The organism is Runella sp. R5_40, from assembly GCF_057652295.1.
In genome coordinates, this window is sequence record NZ_JBYFCH010000012.1 from 108,785 (window position 1) to 126,685 (window position 17,901).

19 protein-coding genes are annotated in these 17,901 nt (G+C 39.2%); 14 read left to right on the forward strand and 5 right to left on the reverse strand.

Features of this window, described 5'->3' with window-relative positions:
- The first annotated feature begins 36 nt into the window (after window positions 1–36).
- From AC23N5_RS19830 to AC23N5_RS19890, 13 genes are all read left to right on the forward strand, one after another.
- Entirely contained in the window at window positions 37–699 is a 663-nt protein-coding gene (locus tag AC23N5_RS19830) for a hypothetical protein (RefSeq protein ID WP_487756939.1), read from the forward strand.
- Between the two features lie 18 nt (window positions 700–717).
- A complete protein-coding gene (locus tag AC23N5_RS19835; protein ID WP_487756940.1) occupies window positions 718–1,041 on the forward strand; it encodes a DUF4134 domain-containing protein in 324 nt (107 codons plus the stop codon).
- 1 nt (window position 1,042) lies between these two features.
- Complete coding sequence (locus AC23N5_RS19840; protein ID WP_221225785.1) at window positions 1,043–1,372, forward strand: DUF4134 family protein; 330 nt, start codon at window positions 1,043–1,045, stop codon at window positions 1,370–1,372.
- Complete coding sequence (locus AC23N5_RS19845; protein ID WP_487756941.1) at window positions 1,369–1,815, forward strand: DUF4134 family protein; 447 nt, start codon at window positions 1,369–1,371, stop codon at window positions 1,813–1,815. Before AC23N5_RS19840 ends, AC23N5_RS19845 begins: the two co-directional genes overlap by 4 nt.
- A 4-nt stretch (window positions 1,816–1,819) precedes the next feature.
- On the forward strand, window positions 1,820–2,161 hold the full coding sequence (locus AC23N5_RS19850; RefSeq protein WP_028524419.1) for a DUF4133 domain-containing protein: 342 nt from the start codon (window positions 1,820–1,822) through the stop codon (window positions 2,159–2,161).
- Window positions 2,158–4,662, forward strand: coding sequence for a TraG family conjugative transposon ATPase (locus AC23N5_RS19855; RefSeq protein WP_487756942.1), 2,505 nt, complete (start codon window positions 2,158–2,160; stop codon window positions 4,660–4,662). Before AC23N5_RS19850 ends, AC23N5_RS19855 begins: the two co-directional genes overlap by 4 nt.
- A gap of 19 nt (window positions 4,663–4,681) precedes the next feature.
- Window positions 4,682–5,590, forward strand: coding sequence for a hypothetical protein (locus tag AC23N5_RS19860; RefSeq protein WP_487756943.1), 909 nt, complete (start codon window positions 4,682–4,684; stop codon window positions 5,588–5,590).
- A 6-nt stretch (window positions 5,591–5,596) separates the two neighbouring features.
- Entirely contained in the window at window positions 5,597–6,649 is a 1,053-nt protein-coding gene (locus AC23N5_RS19865; RefSeq protein ID WP_487756944.1) for a TraJ family protein, read from the forward strand.
- 227 nt (window positions 6,650–6,876) lie between these two features.
- On the forward strand, window positions 6,877–7,497 hold the full coding sequence (gene traK, locus AC23N5_RS19870) for a conjugative transposon protein TraK (protein ID WP_183980699.1): 621 nt from the start codon (window positions 6,877–6,879) through the stop codon (window positions 7,495–7,497).
- Window positions 7,497–8,825, forward strand: coding sequence for a conjugative transposon protein TraM (gene traM / locus AC23N5_RS19875; RefSeq protein ID WP_487756945.1), 1,329 nt, complete (start codon window positions 7,497–7,499; stop codon window positions 8,823–8,825). The genes traK and traM overlap by 1 nt, the downstream gene beginning before the upstream one ends.
- 7 nt (window positions 8,826–8,832) lie before the next feature.
- Complete coding sequence (traN, locus tag AC23N5_RS19880; protein WP_487756946.1) at window positions 8,833–9,756, forward strand: conjugative transposon protein TraN; 924 nt, start codon at window positions 8,833–8,835, stop codon at window positions 9,754–9,756.
- Window positions 9,753–10,295, forward strand: coding sequence for a conjugal transfer protein TraO (locus tag AC23N5_RS19885; protein WP_487756947.1), 543 nt, complete (start codon window positions 9,753–9,755; stop codon window positions 10,293–10,295). The genes traN and AC23N5_RS19885 overlap by 4 nt, the downstream gene beginning before the upstream one ends.
- Before the next feature lie 4 nt (window positions 10,296–10,299).
- Window positions 10,300–10,752: a hypothetical protein gene (locus tag AC23N5_RS19890; protein WP_487756948.1), complete on the forward strand. Its 453-nt coding sequence runs from the start codon at window positions 10,300–10,302 to the stop codon at window positions 10,750–10,752.
- Window positions 10,753–11,110: 358 nt separating this feature from the next.
- Here the strand turns inward: AC23N5_RS19890 and AC23N5_RS19895 are convergent, their stop codons facing one another.
- The 4 genes from AC23N5_RS19895 to AC23N5_RS19910 all read right to left on the reverse strand — a co-directional run bounded on the left by AC23N5_RS19895 (window position 11,111) and on the right by AC23N5_RS19910 (window position 13,234).
- A complete protein-coding gene (locus tag AC23N5_RS19895; protein WP_487756949.1) occupies window positions 11,111–11,773 on the reverse strand; it encodes a transposase in 663 nt (220 codons plus the stop codon).
- Window positions 11,685–11,966 (reverse strand): transposase, encoded by a 282-nt coding sequence (locus tag AC23N5_RS19900; RefSeq protein WP_487756950.1) that lies wholly within the window; start codon window positions 11,964–11,966, stop codon window positions 11,685–11,687. The genes AC23N5_RS19895 and AC23N5_RS19900 overlap by 89 nt, the downstream gene beginning before the upstream one ends.
- A gap of 147 nt (window positions 11,967–12,113) precedes the next feature.
- On the reverse strand, window positions 12,114–12,965 hold the full coding sequence (locus AC23N5_RS19905) for an IS3 family transposase (protein ID WP_487756979.1): 852 nt from the start codon (window positions 12,963–12,965) through the stop codon (window positions 12,114–12,116).
- Window positions 12,962–13,234: a transposase gene (locus AC23N5_RS19910; protein ID WP_487756951.1), complete on the reverse strand. Its 273-nt coding sequence runs from the start codon at window positions 13,232–13,234 to the stop codon at window positions 12,962–12,964. The genes AC23N5_RS19905 and AC23N5_RS19910 overlap by 4 nt, the downstream gene beginning before the upstream one ends.
- A gap of 1,170 nt (window positions 13,235–14,404) precedes the next feature.
- On the opposite strand from AC23N5_RS19910, the gene AC23N5_RS19915 reads away from it, so the two are divergent.
- Window positions 14,405–15,346: a RepB family plasmid replication initiator protein gene (locus tag AC23N5_RS19915; protein ID WP_487756952.1), complete on the forward strand. Its 942-nt coding sequence runs from the start codon at window positions 14,405–14,407 to the stop codon at window positions 15,344–15,346.
- Window positions 15,347–15,360: 14 nt separating this feature from the next.
- On the opposite strand, the gene AC23N5_RS19920 is transcribed toward AC23N5_RS19915, so the two are convergent.
- Window positions 15,361–17,898, reverse strand: a complete 2,538-nt coding sequence (locus tag AC23N5_RS19920) for a toprim domain-containing protein (protein ID WP_487756953.1) — start codon at window positions 17,896–17,898, stop codon at window positions 15,361–15,363.
- Between the last annotated feature and the right edge of the window lie 3 nt (window positions 17,899–17,901).

The following is a 17,901-nucleotide window of genomic DNA, read 5'->3' on the forward strand; positions in this document are numbered from 1 at the left end:
AATTTAATTTGCATCTTTATTGATTTGCCAACATTTATGTTCACCCTAATTTTAGTATATATTACATTGGGTCAGTACACCCTGTATTGCTTAATTTTCATGGTGGTATGGTCGGGGAGTGTATTCTTATTTCACTCCAAATCCCCCACGAAGGCAAAACCACAAAGGGGAGATATAGAATTTATATCCCTCAAAAGCCCTTCGGTCAAATCCCCAGCTGTAGTACCTAACCTGGCCCCTGAAATTATAGAAGCTGATTTTTTTAGTTCAATCCCTGAAATAAGCAAAAGTAACGTATCAACACCCACTGTAGATTCGATTGATACATCAAACGAGGCGTTTCAAACCCTCCTAGCCAATCAAATTGAACCACCCGTTGAGCTAATAAGCGAAGAATTTGAGACAATTGCAGAGTTAGATTTCAAAGATAGTCAATGGCCATTCACCGAGTTGGACGAGGAGGAGAGAAGTGGAGACTTCATCAATGATAGCTTCAATGACAATGAAAGCCAAGACCATTTAACAGACGAAATCAATCATAACGCACTCTTAGAAGAACTTTTAAGCACGCATGAGCTAGTTTGTGAAATGCAAAAAGACCTTGGCTGTGACTATATGACGGCTATTGCAAATTTGCCAGAATCAACACAGGCCATTTATGAACGAGTGGGTTTTCAACCCTACATATCCGATAATTAGTTTTTTAACCATCAAATTATGCTTTCTAAATTTTCAAGCAAAAAACACGCAATTTGGCTGACTCTGAGCTTATGTTCATCATTCGTCTATTCTCAAAATCGGGGCATTCAAGCAGGAGCACAGGCTTTGTCTCAGGCAACCAATGACGTAAAAGGGTATTTTGAACCAGTTACCACACTCATTTACGTCGTCGCGGCAATCGTTGGGCTCGTAGGTGGTTTTCGGGTTTACAACAAATGGCAAAATGGAGACCAAGAAGTTCAGAAACACGCCGTTGGCTGGTTTGGGGCTGTATTGTTTTTATTGGCCATCGCCGCTATTCTTCAAGCAGTCTTCTTCTAAAATGAAAATGATTTTTCTCGATATTGTGGGCAACGGAAGTGGACATACGACCAACACCCAGATTGACCACCTTATTACGGAACCATTGATTGGCATGATTGGAAGTGTATCCACCTTTAGTTACACCGTTTGTGGGTTATTGGCATTGGTAGGGGGATTTAGAATTTATAATCATTGGCAAATGAATGGCAGTGATGAGATATTGTCAATGACAGCTCGATGGTTAGCCGCTATTATTGCTGTTCTTATTTTAGGAGGAATTATCCAAGCGATTGTCAACTCACAAGGTGTTTTTGATCCAAGTCTCAATGATAAAATCATGTCTCGATGAATGCCCTCAATGGAATTTACGACGAAGTTAGATTGATATGTGTGGCACTTCTCTCCATTGCGGCAGTTATTGGTGGGGTTCGAATCTTTCAACGATGGAACCAAGGTCAAGATGGTGTTGAAAGCAGCCTGATTCATTGGTTTGGAGCACTAGCTACTTCCTATGGCTTAGTAGAACTCGTCGATTTCGGCATCAAAAGCCCCTATGGTTACATTGGCTCTGGCAATGCCGCTGGGGTTATACGAGATGCCGCTCCTGAGGTGTATCAAGCAAGCGTTTATCTAGGCATTGTGTTTGCCATTATTGGTATGATACGCGTTTTTATAAAAATTCAAAATGGTGACGATGATGTATATGAATTTGCCTTAAAATGGCTGGGGTCACTCATGTTTTTGTTTCTAATCGGTTACATTATCAACCTTACCTTTAGCAAATGGGCGTAGCCACATGAAAGAATTTATTATTTTCAAAGGAGTTGACCATGAAATAGAGTTCAAGGGCTTGCGGGGCAAATACTTTTACCTTGGCGCTATAGGAGGCGTTGGCAGTATTTTTAGTTGCCTCATTTTGGTCATTATAGGTATCCCCTCCATCGTCGTTTTTTTGTTATTGTTGCTTTTATTGAGCGCAACAATTAGCGCAGCTTTTCACCTGAGTAAAAAATATGGCCGATGGGGGATGGAAAAACAGCCTGTTCAAGAGCGAAAACCTCATTTTATCCATCAAAAAATGCCTTTTCATAAAATTGTTCCTGTCAAAGCCGTATTGAAACTTGCCACTAAAAAATGACCAAAAGTAAAATCAAAAATATTGAGCATATTTTCCCAATTTTGGCCGTAGATGAATCCACAAACGTGGTGGTTTCCAAAAATGCGGACTTAACGATTGGTTTTAGGTTGAAGCTCCCCGAAGTGTTTACCCCTTCGGATGCAGACTATGATACACTACATACAACCTTTGTCAGGGCATTGGCTACATTACCAAATGGATATGTTGTACACAAACAAGACTGGTTCTTAGAACAACGTCATCAATTAAGCGATGATACAAGAGCCTACATTTCCAATAACAATTACCTAGCTTATGAAAATGAGTTACACTTCTTAGAAAGAACGTATATTGAGCAACGTTCGTATGTTTTTATCACTCGACCTACCCAAGAAATTACTCGTAGAAAAAGTCTCAACTCGTCATTGCTAAAGAATCATTATGTGCCTAAAGATGCCTTAGACGCTAAGTTTTGGAAAGAATTTTTGGATACTGTTATCCAATTTTCATCCATATTAGAATCCACTGCAAAAATCAAGTGTGACATAATGAAGCCCGTTGATTGGTTAGGTAGTGAGACTGAGTCGGGAATTTTTCAACAATATTTCACCCTTTCATTGACGGACACAACTTTACAGGATCTTCAAATGAAAGATGAGCTCAGGGTAGGGGGCAACTATACCCAGACTTTTACCCTAGCCGATTTAGAAGACTTTCCAACTACACTCAGTAATGCACAAATTCTGGAGAAATACTCCACAGATTCCACTAAATTTCCGACCTCACTTGGGTCGCAACTGGGGCTCATGCTTGGATGCAATCATATCTACAACCAAGTATTTTATCTGGAAGATTCAGACCATTTAAGCAATAAACTAACCGCAGAAATGCGCAGGCACAATAGTTTCTCAGCTTGGTCAAAAGAGAATATGGTCGCCTTCGAGGCCAAAGACGCCTTTATTGAAGAAATGAAAGCAGAAGGCCGCCGCCCCGTGAGAGTTCATTATAATGTACTGGCTTGGCACGAAAATAAAGAAAAACTGGAAGAATATCGGTCCCAAACCGCATCGGCTATTTCTCGAATGGGCTTTCGTCCCCGCATTGCCAATTGGGATGCCGAAACCCTTTTCTGGTCGTGCATTCCTGGCAATGCGGCCGAGATTGGGTTAGACAATCTAGTACTGTGTTTTTCCGAAGAAGCCGTTTGCTTATGGAATATGGAAGGCAATTATCAAGATACCGTATTTACCCCCAATGGAGTACGGCTCACAGACCGCTTCGGCAAACCGATAATGGTTGACCCTTTTTTCAAACCCATGGAAAAAGGACTCATTAACAACCGTAATTTTATGGTGGTAGGGCCATCTGGTTCGGGTAAATCATTTGGGATGAATGCCTTGTTTTATTACTTGCGTTCTCATGGCGTACACATCAGCATTGTGGATGTTGGCCACAGTTATCGTCGCCTTTGTGATACCCTGGGCGGGCGTTATATTACTTATGAAGAAAGCAACCCACTCAGCTTTAATCCTTTCTACGTCAAAGGGTTGCATCCAGATGCCGAAACAGAAGAATCAATTGCCAATTTATTGGAAGCACTTTGGAAAAAGGACAATGAGCTGACTACCAAATCTGAGGAAATCACCATTTCTGACATCGTTTCCAATTATTTTGGATTTCTAAGAAAAGAGTGGGAGGGAGGCCGTAAACATTTTCCCTGTTTCAATACCTTTTATGATTATACCCAGCAGGTTTACCCTAAAATTTTCACCCAAAATCAAGGGCGGGCTAACATCGAGTTTGATTTACAGAACTTCCTCTACGTATTACGTCCTTACGCTAAAGGCGGGAAATACGAGTATTTGCTCAATTCACGCCAGAACATTGACCTGATGGAACTCCCCTTTGTGGTGTATGAATTAGACAACATCAAAGACCACCCCGTTTTGTTTCCAGTTACTACCATTATGATTATGAACAACTACGTTCGTAAACTATTTACCGTCAGGGGAGTCTTAAAAATGTTGGTGATTGAAGAGGCATGGAAGGCTTTAGCCAAAGACAACTTTGCAACCTTCTTGAAATGGTGTTCAAAAACCGTAAGAAAGCACTATGGCTCGTTGGGAGTAGTTACCCAAGAAGTTGACGATTTGGTAGGAAACGCCTTTGTTAAAGATGCAATTATCAACAACTCTCCCATCAAATTTTTATTTGACCAATCAAACTACGAAAAGCGTTTTGACGATATTATGCAAACCCTAGGCTTATCCGAAAAACAGGCCAACATCATTTTGAGCATCAATCGAATGAACGATTCAAATCGCCCCAAATACAAAGAAATGGCATTATTGATTGGCGATTACACGAAAGTTTATGGGGTTGAAATGTCTAAAACAGCCTACGCCACTTTTACTACCGAAAAGCGAGAAGTAGAAGAAATAGCTGATTTAACCCTTCATCGCTATCATGGGAACACGGAAGCAGGCATCAAAGCCTGGGCGAGAGGGGAACGATTTAACTAAGAATCATTAACGAACATCTATGAAAAAAACGTTATTAGGCCTTGCGATAAGCCTTTTTATTTCTGCGGGGACGCAAGCGCAATTTGTGGTCTCTGACCCCATTCATACAGGCATCACCACGGCCATCAAGCTACTTCAAGACCCTAGTTTCAAAGAATTAGTGGGGAATGTCAAGAAGCTAATGGAAGTCGCCTCTGCCGTACAGCAATTCAATCGCGGACGAGAACTCGTTGGGAACGTCCAAGGTGCCATGTCAGACATGAATAAAATGGCCGCAGTCATTTCACAAGATAAACACATTCATCCCAGAGAATATGGGCGTGTTTTGGCAGGGTTTCAAAAAATAAACAACGAGGGAAGCTCAATTATGATTGCAGCCTCCAATGCACTCATCCAACGCCATGCTAAAATGACTGATGCAGAACGAATGCAATGGCTGGAAGACATGTACCAGAAAGTGAATGGTTTTCGGGCAGTGATGAATGAATTTTATGGAAGTATTCGGAAATCCTCCATCAGCCGTGCTAGGACTAACCAAGACCGAATTGCAACCGCTAAACTTTATGGATTGGCACTCAACGGATCTACGTATCACAAAGGGTTGACCTCGGGAAATTTTGGAATTCCAATCTCAGGAATCCACGCAAGCAACTATGACGTCATTGACTCAGGTTTGGGAGACACTAGCGTACAGGGCAATGAAGAAGCCAAGAAAGTGGCTGAACGCATGACCGCCTACCAGAGCGAACTGCGCATTGCAGAATCCATTATCAATGCCGACATAGTTGATATGTTTGAGCCCCTCCTCAAAAACTGCGACAACAGTGAAGGATGTAAAGCCCGAGTGAATGCAGCAATGGAAATAGAACGTGAAAAAATACTAAAAGAAATAAGAGCCAACTTACAACGAAAGTATGGCATTATATAACTCACTATGAACGAGTCTTTTGTAGAAATTATTCGTACCCAACTTTATCAAGAGCTAATCAATTCAACTCAAAAAGGGACGATTCAGATTTTTGAAAATTACGCCAGAGTAATTGCAGGAGCGGGCGCGATGCTTTACATTGCCTCAAGGCTTATTGGCCAAATCAGTCGCAACGAACCCATTGATTTTTTTCCCCTTTTAAGACCATTTGCCATTGCATTACTGATTGGTTCATTGGGGCGAATAACCAACGCCATTGATGCGGGAGCTGATAGTCTGGTATCGGCAGTTACTCAAAATGGTAACTCTACCACTGAGCGCATCGCCTACATCATCAAACAACGCGAAAAGGCCGTAGAGGATAAGCTAAAAGTTTTCCAAGAACAACAAACTGAAAATGACTCAGGAGGTGATGAATCGTGGTCTGAGACCTTCAAATCTTTGGGTCTAAAATTCTCTACAATTGCCGATTACACCGCCGCAAAAATCGACATTGCATTACAAGAAATGTTCCAAAATCTCTTGGTAGCAATTTGTAACATCGCCGAAGGAATATTGTATTTGATTTCTATCTTATTCCGAATTGTGCTTAGAATCATAGGGCCAATTGCCATTGCGCTGGCCGTATTTGATGGTTTTACGGGTAATATAGCCGAATGGTTTGGCAAGTACATCAACTTCTCCTTGCTACCCGTTGTAGCCAATATATATGGTATCATCAGTTTCAAAATTCATGAATTATACCTTACCAATTACTCTCCTGCGAGTCAAACCAACGAGTCGCTCACAGGTGACGGTTTTCTAGGCTATGGCTATTTAGGGTTGTTGGTGCTTATTCTAATCGGCTATTTTCAAGTACCTGCCGCAACCAATCTAATTTTATCAGTAGGCGGCGTAGGAGGCATAACCCAAGGGATTTCCAACTACGCCCAAGCGGGTTATCGAAGCATGAAACCACCTTTAGACAGGGCATCGAATAAAGCTCAAAACATGGCCAATAAAGTACAAACCTCCACTCGTTTTAAAAACTGGAACCAAATTTTACAGCGTAAAAAATAACACTACAAGTATGAAGCCGCATACCGCAAATTATCAGAATAACTTAGTCCAAGTTTTACAAAAGCGCTTATTGTACTCTACAATCCTTTGTTTTGTGGCTTTTGGAATTGCTTCTGTGTCGTTGCTTTTTGCATTTAATGAGTATGAACAAAAAACCAGTAAGGCATATATTCATCACCGAGGTAGCACCCTTCAGGTAATGATAAAAACCCAATCTATCCGTTAAAATGAAAGAGTTATTAGAATTGGAGAAACAATTTCAACGCGCTAAATACTTAACATTTACCGTAGTAGCAGGCTGTCTTACAATTGCACTTGCAGCAGTCGTACTTTCTCTAAACTACGCCCACAATTTTTCAAAACGCATTTTTATTTTGAATCGGGGTGTTGCGTTAGAAGCCTTTTCAGGAAATGTGATGGACAACCGCGCTGCTGAAGCAAAACACCACGTTGCACGTTTCCATGAACTGTTTTTCACCGTTTCACCAGATCCAACATCTATAGAAACCAACGTAAAAAAAGCCTTTTTCCTTTGCGATGAAAGCGCAAAAAAACTGTATGACAATTTGCGAGAACAGCGATTTTACGACCAAATTATAACGTCCAACATCACACAACGCGTTAATATTGATTCTGTTAGTATTGATTTACGCTATTATCCCTACCCTGTAGTAGCCTATCTAAAATTAGTGCAAGAGCGAGCAACTGCACGTAGTACCAGAACCCTTATTACCCAAGTTGAAATGGTGGATGTTAATCGTTCCGATGCAAACCCCAATGGTTTTTTAATGAGAAACTTTAGGGTATATAGTACCAGTCAGCCAATCGAAGAAAACATTGTAAGATAATGACCTCTAACCAACCATCAAGACTGGGGGAAGTAAGTGAACAAATGCAAACCAGCAAAAAAATAGTCGCACTTTCGCTCATCCCAGTGCCCGTTTTAATCATTATTGGGCTTCTAGGTTACCAAAAAGACTGGATAGTAAGCACTGAGCCAGCTGTACCAGAGACACCCCTAAGTTTACAACCGCCGTCTGCCAATCTCAAGGAATTTGATCACCAAAATAAGTATGCCTCAAACCCCAACGGGATTACCGTATCTGGCAGTTTACTCGATGAAACAGCCAATCAAAACACCCATAAACTTACAGGTACTAACCCCGAAAATGATGGTTGGGGAGAAAACACTTCAACTCAAGTGTCAACCGTTGAAAAGCAGGTCCAGAAAAAGGAGCTTTTGGGTATGTATCAGCAGGCTCAGAGTCAGACAATTGGAAGACAGAACTCAACTATCCAGTCATTGTACAAAAACGCAGCTGCTCAAAATGAGATAGAAGACCCTACAACGAAGGCGGCCAATGAAGAGTTAGTAAAAACACTTCGTTTTAATAACAGGCTACTCGAACAGCAAGTATCGGGCAAAGCGCCGACGAATATCGACTTAGAAAACTGGAGAAATGGTTTAAAAGAAAGAATACACCAATATGAAACACCCAATATTGATACAATGTTTCAAACGTCACCGTTCAGTGATAAAATTGGTGAAACTAAGTTGAAGTTATCAACTGAAAGGATAAATATCCAGGCTAATCATGCTCGCAACGGATTTTATGGTTTAGGTGGCAAAAAAACGGATGCTGGTGTTGTCAATCCTAATACCGATGCTCAAACAATTCCTGCGGTCGTTCACGGAGAAGGTGAAGGAATAACGGTTGAAAATGGGATGTCCATTTGGATTCGCCTTACCCAAGAAACGCAACTTATCGTTGGAAAAAATAAGCTAAAACTTCCAGCCAACAGTCTCATTTCAGGAAATTGCTCCGTAAATGGTGATCGGCTAAAAATTATCGTAACTAATATTCGGGTCGAAAACAGTTTACATCAGATTCATCTCGTTGCATTTGATTTAGACGGGAAAGAAGGACTGTATATTCCAGGTTTGCAAGAAAAAACAAAAATCGCGCAGAGTCTAAGTCAATCAGCCAGTGGGAGTGTCTCACCATATATGTTTCTGCCACAAGGAAATGTAGGTCAGCAAGTAGGGGCTCAAGTTGCTATCCAAGCCACCAATGCAGGTTTCAACGTTGCGCGTGGACTTATCCAGCAAAAAATGTCCCAGCCGAAAGTTACAATTAAATCTAATCACAGAATTTTACTGCGTGTTCGTTCCTAATACTTTTATGAAAACCTTCATTTTTTTACTTATTGCGGCAGGGTGGGGGAGGAGTTGCTTAGGTCAACTACCCGATACCTCTCGTATTTTTGTTACGGCAAATCCCTACTTATTACCCATTTCCAAAGCAGCCATTAAAGGATCATATCCAATAGAAGTCGCCTATCAAAAAACAACCCACATCATTTTTCCTGCTCGAATTAAAGATTTTGACGCAGGCTCCGACGCTGTAATCGCCCTCGTTCCTGAAAATGTCACCAATGTTTTACGCGTAAAAGCAAACATCAAAGGGTTTGCCGAAGAGACCAACATGACCATTATTACCGAAGATGGCGGTTTTTATTCATTTTTAGTGAATTACAACGAAAACCCAGAAGTATTTAACATCAACATTGCCAACAATCTTCAATCGGATGCGAAAGTTGCTTCCCACCTTGGAATTGGTTCAATCAACCCTTTTAATCAAACGCAAGAGGCAAAACGTATCATTCCGACAAATGAATTGCTATCGTTTTGTCAGAAAGTAAATACAAAAAGTGCGTTCCTCGTTGGCATCGGGATGGTGAAAAACGAGTGTACTGCAATGATTATGGGTGTTTATCGCAAGCAGGATGTTACCTTTTTACAAATCAAACTACAGAATGAGAGTGAGCTCGACTATGAATGGGATTTTATCAAATTTTTCGTCAAAGAACGTCATACGATTAAACGGATGGCAGTGCAGAATGAAGAATTGACTCCTCTATATATACATCCAGAATCTATTCAGACCATTGGTGCAAAAACCGAGCGAAAAATGGTGTTTGCACTACCCATCAAATCTATTACTGACAACAAACTAATCAGTATAGAAGTTTATGAAAGAGGGGGCGGGAGGCACTTGACTTTTGAAATAGATGATAGCGTACTTAATCAAGCAAAAAGTATATGAGAATCTATGTGACTGCCCTCATGTGGTTGGCATTTAACCTTACCTCTTTTTGCCAGCAGTTGAAAGGCCAACGGTCCCTCGAAATATCAATAGCCAAAATAGACTGCTTGCGGTCAGCAAATAATTCGGGTTTTAACATCGAATTGAACCGTGGAAAACTCATAGGTAATCGCTTAATCCGTCAATGGGGGATTTCCTATTTAAGAAAAGACTACGCTGTTCTAAAACAAGATGTCCCAGTAGAGACAATGACCATTCACTTCGCAATGGGCCGAATATTATTTCAGCAGAAAGGAGTAGCAGGACTTGTTACTTTGGGGGGTGTAGGAGGGTATCAGTTGATAAATCGAGGAAAAAGTATTCTTGATAACTCAGCTTATCAACTGACTAATCAAAATAGGCTAATTGTTGGTGGAAAGGCCAAAGTGAGTTTAATCGTTGCTTCTACCATCTCCGTTTTTACTGAAACGCTTTGGTTTCCTACCTCAGATGTCCAAAAATTTCATCTCGCGCTCGGGGCTTCAATTTTCTTTTTCTAATTTCATGAAAATCATCAAGTTACTACCATTTGTACTACTCATTTTGGGCTGTGATGGAAATCTTAATGTGGCTCCATTAACCCCTGCGCTCGAATCATTGCCTGATTTTAATTTTCAAATACGAACGGTATCAGGAATGGAGACGATTCGTCAGTCAGAATATCAAAGATTTGAGTTATATGTAAAACAGCAAGGTGCGGAAATTCTTGCTACGGACTACATTTTTGAATTTTCGGTCAATGAATTTGATGGAAATATCGAATTTAACAAAGCTATCTATCGTCAGAACGACCAGATTCGTATTCCATATACTACTCTTACGAAGGCACAAAATCTGCTTTACTTCAACTACTACCCCATTAAACCAGCTGTAGGAGTACATACAGTGACATTTACGCTCAAAGACGCCCAAAAACGTGTAAAGTCAGTCCAAAAGAAAGTGGTGGTGTCACTGTAAATAATCCATTTGAAATTATGAGTGCTCGCCCCTACTTACTCTTTTTTCGCTTCAACTAGCACCTTAACACTAAGTTAATAATTGGACTTTTAAAAGAATCTTCAAGTCAAAACAGGTCTTTTTTACCTATAAATTTGGGTTAATAAAGTAAACAGTTTCACGCATTTTGTGTAGATTTCACAGGCAAAAATGTAGGTTTCACGGAAAATTAGCAACTAAGTGGAGCGTTTTGCACGATTATTGCTAGAAGGCTTGGCCCGATTTATTCGTATTTGCATCTTTCAAAGAGCCTATTGACAAGCATAGGTTTTTTAGCTCAACTTTGGCTCCGTATTCGATACTTTAGTAACGAAGCTGTTTAAACTTTCTGTTTTTTGTTGATTTTTCGTAAAAAGATGACTGAGAATGCCATAAAATGCAGCGAAACCCAATTTCTTACAGAAAATTCAAATCTCACTAATAGTGCTTTAAACCCATCAATCCAAGCGTTGGCATGTTCGATGACAGACCTATCTTTGTAAAGTTGCTCATCAAAAATATGTGTGCCTGATTTGTAAAGCTCTTGATTTGTGGAATTTCTTGGATTAGGCTTTACATTGAGGATAATTTCTTCCCTTTGGCAAGCCTCTTTAAATTCTTTTGAATCAAATCCTGAATCAGCATTTAAGAATAGACCTTTAAGGTTGATTCCTGCCGATTTAAGGATATTACATATTTCGTCAAATAGTGTTTGTATCTCAAAAAGATCATGGTGTTGGCCTTCTTGCGGTGTAGACATGCCAAGCATAATACCCTGGCTATCAGACAAAAACAAGGCATTTGTTGTATTAGATGATTTTCGTCCCTGATAACCTACGGCATCACCTCCATTCTTTGCTGGCGTATGACTACCATAAAATTCAGCACTTGACAAGTCCAAAAAACTTTGCTTCTCAGATAAAATATTTATCCATGCTTTTTGCCAACATCCATCTTTTGACGGCACGGGCCGCCCCGCACTCATTGAAATGATGATATACACTATTCCAACTCAGTACTTTACCGCTGAAAAACTGTTTAGTTGGCAATTCGCGCCACTGACAACCTGTTTTTAAGCGATGAAATATAGCATCTACTATCTCATTTATTGGAACTGTTGGCTCAAAACCACGTTCTCCAACACTCAAATACGGTATTATCCATTTTTCCATAATATCTTTACTGACGATTCCCATTGTAGTGAGTTTTATGATTAGTCACCACAAAATTCAGCCTAATTTGGGAATCTTTTCAAAAGTTTAAACAACTTCTGAATAAAACTATGGACTATCCAAAAGAAACAAATGAAGAGTTTTCTTCCAGAATGGACATGTCCTGCTCCCCTAAGCCGCAACCGCTTTAAAGTAGAGATTTTGATTTTTGTCAATAAACTGTTGTGGGGTTAAATATCCCAGTGCTGAATGCGGTCTATCAAAGTTATAACTGTTCCACCAGATGTCCAAATCCCGTTGAACTTCTTGTACTGTCTTAAAATATTTCAGATTTAAACATTCTTTTCGTTGTGTACCGTTCAATCGTTCTACCAAGCCATTTTGGGTCGGTTTTCCTGGTTGTGAAAATCGAATTTCAATCCCATTTTCTTGTGTAAATTTTTCTAAAACACGACTTATAAACTCGGGTCCATTATCACATCTGATATAGTCAGGTTTACCTTTCTGAGTTATCAGTTCTTGTAATAGCTTTACGAGTTTTCTTGCTTTAATGCTTGGTGCAGCAAAAGATAAAAGTACCTTTCTTGAACACTCGTCAAGTACGTTTAGAACTCTCACTTTACGCTCATCACTTAAAAGAACATCGCTTAAAAAGTCCATCGACCATCCTTGGTTTATTTGTTCGGCAGGTAATGGGTTTATGGCTACCCTTTTGATTTTTTTGCGTGCTTTGGGGCTTCTTAAATTCAATTTTTCAGCCTTATAGATTCGATAAACCCGTTTTTTATTCCATGGTTTGCCCTGATTACGACACCAATGAAACAACAAACGAAAACCCCAATTGGGTTGCTCAATAGCTTTACCTTTTAACATTGCAGCTATTTGAGCATCTTCATTTTTTCTTTTGTGTTTGTAATAAATACTCGCTTTACGTTGCCCTAATACTCGGCAGCATCGCCTCACAGAGGCCTCTTTTTTTGTGCTAATTTGATTAACTGCATGCTGATGAGTAGTAGAGCTTATAGCTTTTTTAGTAACTCGTACCCCTCCTTGAGTATGTCATAGTCAAGGCTTTTGTCCGCTAACAGTTTTTTTAACCTTGCATTTTCTGATTCCAATTCTCGCATGCGCTTGAGCTCGTCTGTGCCCATGCCTCCATACTTACTTTTCCAATTATAGAAGGTTGCTGGTGAAATACCATGTTCGCGGCATACATTTTCAACACTCTTGTCTTTGCCTACACTACCCAATATCGCTACGATTTGAGCATCGCTAAATTTACTTTGCTTCATTGTTTTACCATTTTGATTGTGAAACCTAAGAAATTCCCTCCAATTTTAAATGGTTACACCTTACGGGAGCAGGACAGTAGAATTACAAGTGATTCCTAAGTATTCTTTGGTCATTGAGTCTAGCCTTTCGGCGGAGATTAAGGCGGCTTTTGTCAAAACAATAGATAAAGTAAACCCAGTTTCAATTGGAGTACATCTTCGGATAGTTAGGGTGAGATAGATAGGATAGTGTGGTCTTGTTTGGTTCTTGCCTTCTGATGCAGTTTCGGAACCTGAATTGTTGAAATCAATCTATTATAAGGCCTTTTAATTAATTTTATAGTTCCACGTATCCATCCTTTGTTGGTAGGTGATTGATTTTGATTGTTTTTTGTTTTGAAATTTTTTGAAAGAAGAGAATTGTTGAGATAACTTTTCCCCTAGAAGAAAGACTGTATTTAATTGTTTAAAAACTGGTTATATTTTTATTTAAGATTGATGATTAAAATATTGATGATTTACGGGGCTTATAATTCATTGATTACAAGAGGGTTATGTAGTCTAATTCTGTCAAAATGTAGTCTAATTCTGTCAAAATGTAGTCTAATTCTGTCAAAATGTAGTCTAATTCTGTCAAAATGTAGTCGAACTCTGTCAAAATGTAGTCTTTAATTCTGTCAAAATGTAGTCGAACTCTGTCAAAATGTAGTCAAACTCTGTCAATTAATATGACTGACATTATTATTTGACAGAATAAATTTTGAATGTGATAAAATTAAATATTATTAAATTTGTTTTTTTTGTATTATTAAATAGTTGTACTTTTGTAAACCTAGATTTCCTACTTCAGAAGCTACATATTGTCAAAATACTTGTTTTAATTCTGTCAAAATGTAGCCGTTTTTCTCTTTTATTGTTTGTAATTATTTGGTATTCAGTGATTTATATGTATTTCTTGTATTGCTGTTAACTGTCAAGGTGTTGAGAAGTCGTAAAAATGGCATTTTTTACGGTATTATATTGAAAAAACTTCATCTACTAAAAAAAAACAATTTTGTAATATATTGATATACAGTAATTTGCATTTAATTCTGTCAAAATGTAGTCCAACTCTGTCAAAAAATTAAAATTTCTGACACTTTTTTTATTTGACAGAGTATTTTTTTTAACTTGCTTTCAAATCAAAGAAAAATGAAGTTAAAGCATTACAATAGACAGCCAAATGCTTCGATTATGACTCGCCAGAGTTTTTCGCTTCTGGAGAAGAGAGTTTTTTATATCGTGTTGAATCAATTAAGTGAAGCAGATATAAATCTAAAGCAAAATAAGCAATTTAGAATACCCGCCAAGCTCATTACCCAAAATTATCGACAAATGCTTGGGATGGCCCAGTCGTTGATGCGTAACTGTCAGATATGGCTAAGAAACGATGAACAAAAGGAGTTTCAAGCTTATAATGTATTTTCATCAGCTCGATATAGTGCCAAAGAGGGCATCTTTGAAATAGGGTTGTCGTATGAGGTGATACCCCACATTGCTCAAATTAAAAGTGGCTATACAGAATATGAATTAGCAATTGCGCTATCGCTCAATAAAACCTATTCGCAAAGGTTGTATGAAATGCTATCGCGTTGGAAGAACTTTAATGGTGGTACTTGGTCTCAAGTCTCAGTGGAAGATTTGAGAGACTTACTGGGGGCCAATGAGGAAACCTATGATGATTTTGGGCAACTAAAGAGACGCGTGTTGGATCCAAGTTGTGAAGAAATTTCGGACAAAACTGATATTAGTTGTAGCTACCAAATACAGAAAACAGGCAGAAAAGTAACTCACCTGAGTTTTTACATTCAAACTCAAAATTCGAAAGCAATACAAGAACTGCAAGAAATTCGTGAGGCATTGAATGCCCTAAATATGGATGACCGTTGGAAATACATGCACGAACGGTTGGAAATGTATGATTTTACTAAAATTCAAAGGAACAAGATCCTTCAAGATGAAGACTTGGCTAATCGCTTTGTAAACGCCGATATGGAAATACAAGCTGGCAAAAGAAAACCCAATGATGCAACGGCATATATGGCTGTCATTCTTGGCTTTAACGAAAGTAGGGCAAGAAAAGCAAAAAAATAAATGCTCGGGAGTATTTAGATGACTAGCTTGCTTTGTGCTTTAGCGGGGTTCTGACTCAAATTCAGATTAGCAAGGGGGCGCGGGGATAATTTTAAAAGGCTACTGTCGGGGAGCTTTTCGCCATTACGCTGTTGTAAGATTTCATTAAAGTCTTTTTGTGTACGGCTGGGGCGGCTAATTAGAAATAGAGGATGGCTTTGCTTTTGGTTAATGCTATCCGAAAGTCTGTTGAGTGCTCGAATGAGCATATTTGTGTCGTTGGGAAAAGAAATGACAACATGGGTGCATAATTTGTCTTTACTAGGCGTTTGTAAGTGGCTCAATTGACTGGCTTTTGCCTTGAACTCATTTCCTTCTTTTGTTACAAACTTATTCAAGCTAGCGGTTAAGTCGTTAATGTATTTTTCGTGTTGATGTTCAAGTGATTGCAACGTAGAGCCTTGTAACTTGTGCGAAAGTTCGAGCCGAAGATGGTTTTGCCCCTTTATGAAATTAACATCTTTTGTTGGAAGATGCCCGTTGTTTTCAATTTTAGCGTTCCCAATCAGTTGCTGTACACTTTGGATACCAATAGGTGGGGCGCTATAGGTGATATAAGGGGTTAGGTTAAAATCTTGCTGTTCGCTGGGATGTTTAAGCCCAAGGTAATTAATTGCAAACCGAATTCCAGCATTATCACCATCCTGCGCAATTACCACTTCAGCCAATGGATTTCGGTTAAGAATATGTTGAATATGCTCCATTTGATGTTTAGCTGGAGTGCCACAAGTGGCAATATAAAGCCGACGTTCATCAGCTGTTTCGGGGTTTAATTGAGCGAAGGACAAAGCATCAATTGGACTCTCACAAACTATAAGGCGATTGGCTGATATGGGCTCAAAAAGTTCTGCCACTTTGTTAGAGGGAATAGAAAGTTGAGTGGAGAGATTAGCTTGATCAAGGTAGCAAAAGTAAATTTCATTATTACTTAGATTTCGGTAAAGTGTACCCAAGGTATTTATAGGAACGTGTTGATATTGAGTTGTTAATCTAAAATGGGCGTTAGATAACCAAAGTGCTTCACGCCTTTCTACGCTAGGAAATTGTTTAAATTTATCGTTCCTTATGTCTAACGACGCTAAATTTCCATCAATTGCAAATAACGGGAAAGCCGTATTTTGGAAGACTAAGTCTTTGGATTTTAAGCGGTTTAAATATTTGTCAATGAAAACTTCATTCAGAGCGAACCGATTGATTTGCCCATCAAGTTTTGTGAAGAAAAACCTATCTTCCTGGTCATTAGATTGGAGTTGCTCTTTGGTAAAAAGCAATGTACCCTTGGAAAGCACCACGTTTTTTCCTTTGGTATTATTGAGTACGAGTGGTTCAATTAATTCGTAGGCCAATTGTTTTAGGCCAACATTCAAAATTTTTGACACAAAAGCAGGGTGGCTCAGGGTTGGAAGATTGATTGCCCGATTGAGCAGATAACGGTTGTCTTTCAATAGGATAGGCGTATAGGTTTCTTTTAAATCGGCCTCTCTGAGTGTTGTATCTTTCAAAAAATAGCTTTCAGAAACCTCTCGAAGCGGGGCTAATTTGGCTACCTTGTGTTGGTATTGGGTATCTCCTAAAATTTGGTCAACAACAGCAAAGGTGCTCTTCCAATTCTCATTTTCCATGCGATGAATAAATTGAATTGAGTCACCTTTGAAGCCTTCGCTTCGTTTCCAATTTCCTTGGGCGTCTTTGTACGGTTTTCCCAAATCGTTCAGGTCACAAAACCCTTTATATCGGTACTTACCTGCGATGTTACAAACCGCTAATCGTTGCTTATCCCCCTTAATCCCTGTTTTATAAATTCTCCAAACACCATTTTTACTTGTTTTTTGGGCGTCCAGATCATAGCCGTAGTGTTGTAATACAATCTCAATATCTAATTCTTTTCTCAGCCAATCAAAATCACGTTTGCTGGGGGGCTCGGCGTGTGCAATCTTGGTAATTTTTGGAGGTAAGCCATTTTGAATTTGATAAATGTTTCTTATGTCAAGTTTGTTCCTTTCAGCAACTTTTTCCAGAGCGGTAGAGTCCCATAGTTTTCGGGATGAGGTGGACTGTAAAATACTGGCATAAAGTTGATGGATGTTCAACTGTGGGAGCGAAATAATCTGAGATGGTAATTGCTCTCCCCACGCGGTTGCTTTTCCAGTGATACGCTGCTGATAAGTGTTTAAAAAGTCATCGGCCTTGAAGCCAGCAATACATGGATATAACTCTACTTTGAAATTGGGTACGCCAACAGACAGTATTCTTTTTGATACATTTCTAAGTGGTATTGATGTTGGTAGTTTTGTATATAAGCGATTGGGGTTTGCTTCCTTTAGGGCCTGATTTAATCGTTCAATATTTTTTGGCGTAGAATCTATCCAGAGTTTAATATGTGTAATGGGACGCCCCTTCTCAAAAGTATTGATTGCGAAGTCGCCAAAAATCAAATACTTGACTTGATGTTCATTAAAAAAATGCAAAAGGTTAAGTTGTTCAGAGTGAGCGTAATTTGTGTGTATATCCAAAGT

What these genes read in the sequence shown, in the direction of transcription:
- AC23N5_RS19850 (WP_028524419.1), top strand. Translation starts at nt 1,820, where the DNA reads ATGAAAGAATTTATTATTTTCAAAGGAGTTGACCATGAAATAGAGTTC.
- traM (WP_487756945.1), top strand. Translation starts at nt 7,497, where the DNA reads ATGACCTCTAACCAACCATCAAGACTGGGGGAAGTAAGTGAACAAATG.
- AC23N5_RS19890 (WP_487756948.1), top strand. Translation starts at nt 10,300, where the DNA reads ATGAAAATCATCAAGTTACTACCATTTGTACTACTCATTTTGGGCTGT.
- AC23N5_RS19915 (WP_487756952.1), top strand. Translation starts at nt 14,405, where the DNA reads ATGAAGTTAAAGCATTACAATAGACAGCCAAATGCTTCGATTATGACT.
- AC23N5_RS19830 (WP_487756939.1), top strand. Translation starts at nt 37, where the DNA reads ATGTTCACCCTAATTTTAGTATATATTACATTGGGTCAGTACACCCTG.
- traK (WP_183980699.1), top strand. Translation starts at nt 6,877, where the DNA reads ATGAAAGAGTTATTAGAATTGGAGAAACAATTTCAACGCGCTAAATAC.
- AC23N5_RS19900 (WP_487756950.1), bottom strand. Translation starts at nt 11,966, where the DNA reads ATGGGAATCGTCAGTAAAGATATTATGGAAAAATGGATAATACCGTAT.
- AC23N5_RS19840 (WP_221225785.1), top strand. Translation starts at nt 1,043, where the DNA reads ATGAAAATGATTTTTCTCGATATTGTGGGCAACGGAAGTGGACATACG.
- AC23N5_RS19885 (WP_487756947.1), top strand. Translation starts at nt 9,753, where the DNA reads ATGAGAATCTATGTGACTGCCCTCATGTGGTTGGCATTTAACCTTACC.
- traN (WP_487756946.1), top strand. Translation starts at nt 8,833, where the DNA reads ATGAAAACCTTCATTTTTTTACTTATTGCGGCAGGGTGGGGGAGGAGT.
- AC23N5_RS19865 (WP_487756944.1), top strand. Translation starts at nt 5,597, where the DNA reads ATGAACGAGTCTTTTGTAGAAATTATTCGTACCCAACTTTATCAAGAG.
- AC23N5_RS19835 (WP_487756940.1), top strand. Translation starts at nt 718, where the DNA reads ATGCTTTCTAAATTTTCAAGCAAAAAACACGCAATTTGGCTGACTCTG.
- AC23N5_RS19845 (WP_487756941.1), top strand. Translation starts at nt 1,369, where the DNA reads ATGAATGCCCTCAATGGAATTTACGACGAAGTTAGATTGATATGTGTG.
- AC23N5_RS19860 (WP_487756943.1), top strand. Translation starts at nt 4,682, where the DNA reads ATGAAAAAAACGTTATTAGGCCTTGCGATAAGCCTTTTTATTTCTGCG.
- AC23N5_RS19910 (WP_487756951.1), bottom strand. Translation starts at nt 13,234, where the DNA reads ATGAAGCAAAGTAAATTTAGCGATGCTCAAATCGTAGCGATATTGGGT.
- AC23N5_RS19855 (WP_487756942.1), top strand. Translation starts at nt 2,158, where the DNA reads ATGACCAAAAGTAAAATCAAAAATATTGAGCATATTTTCCCAATTTTG.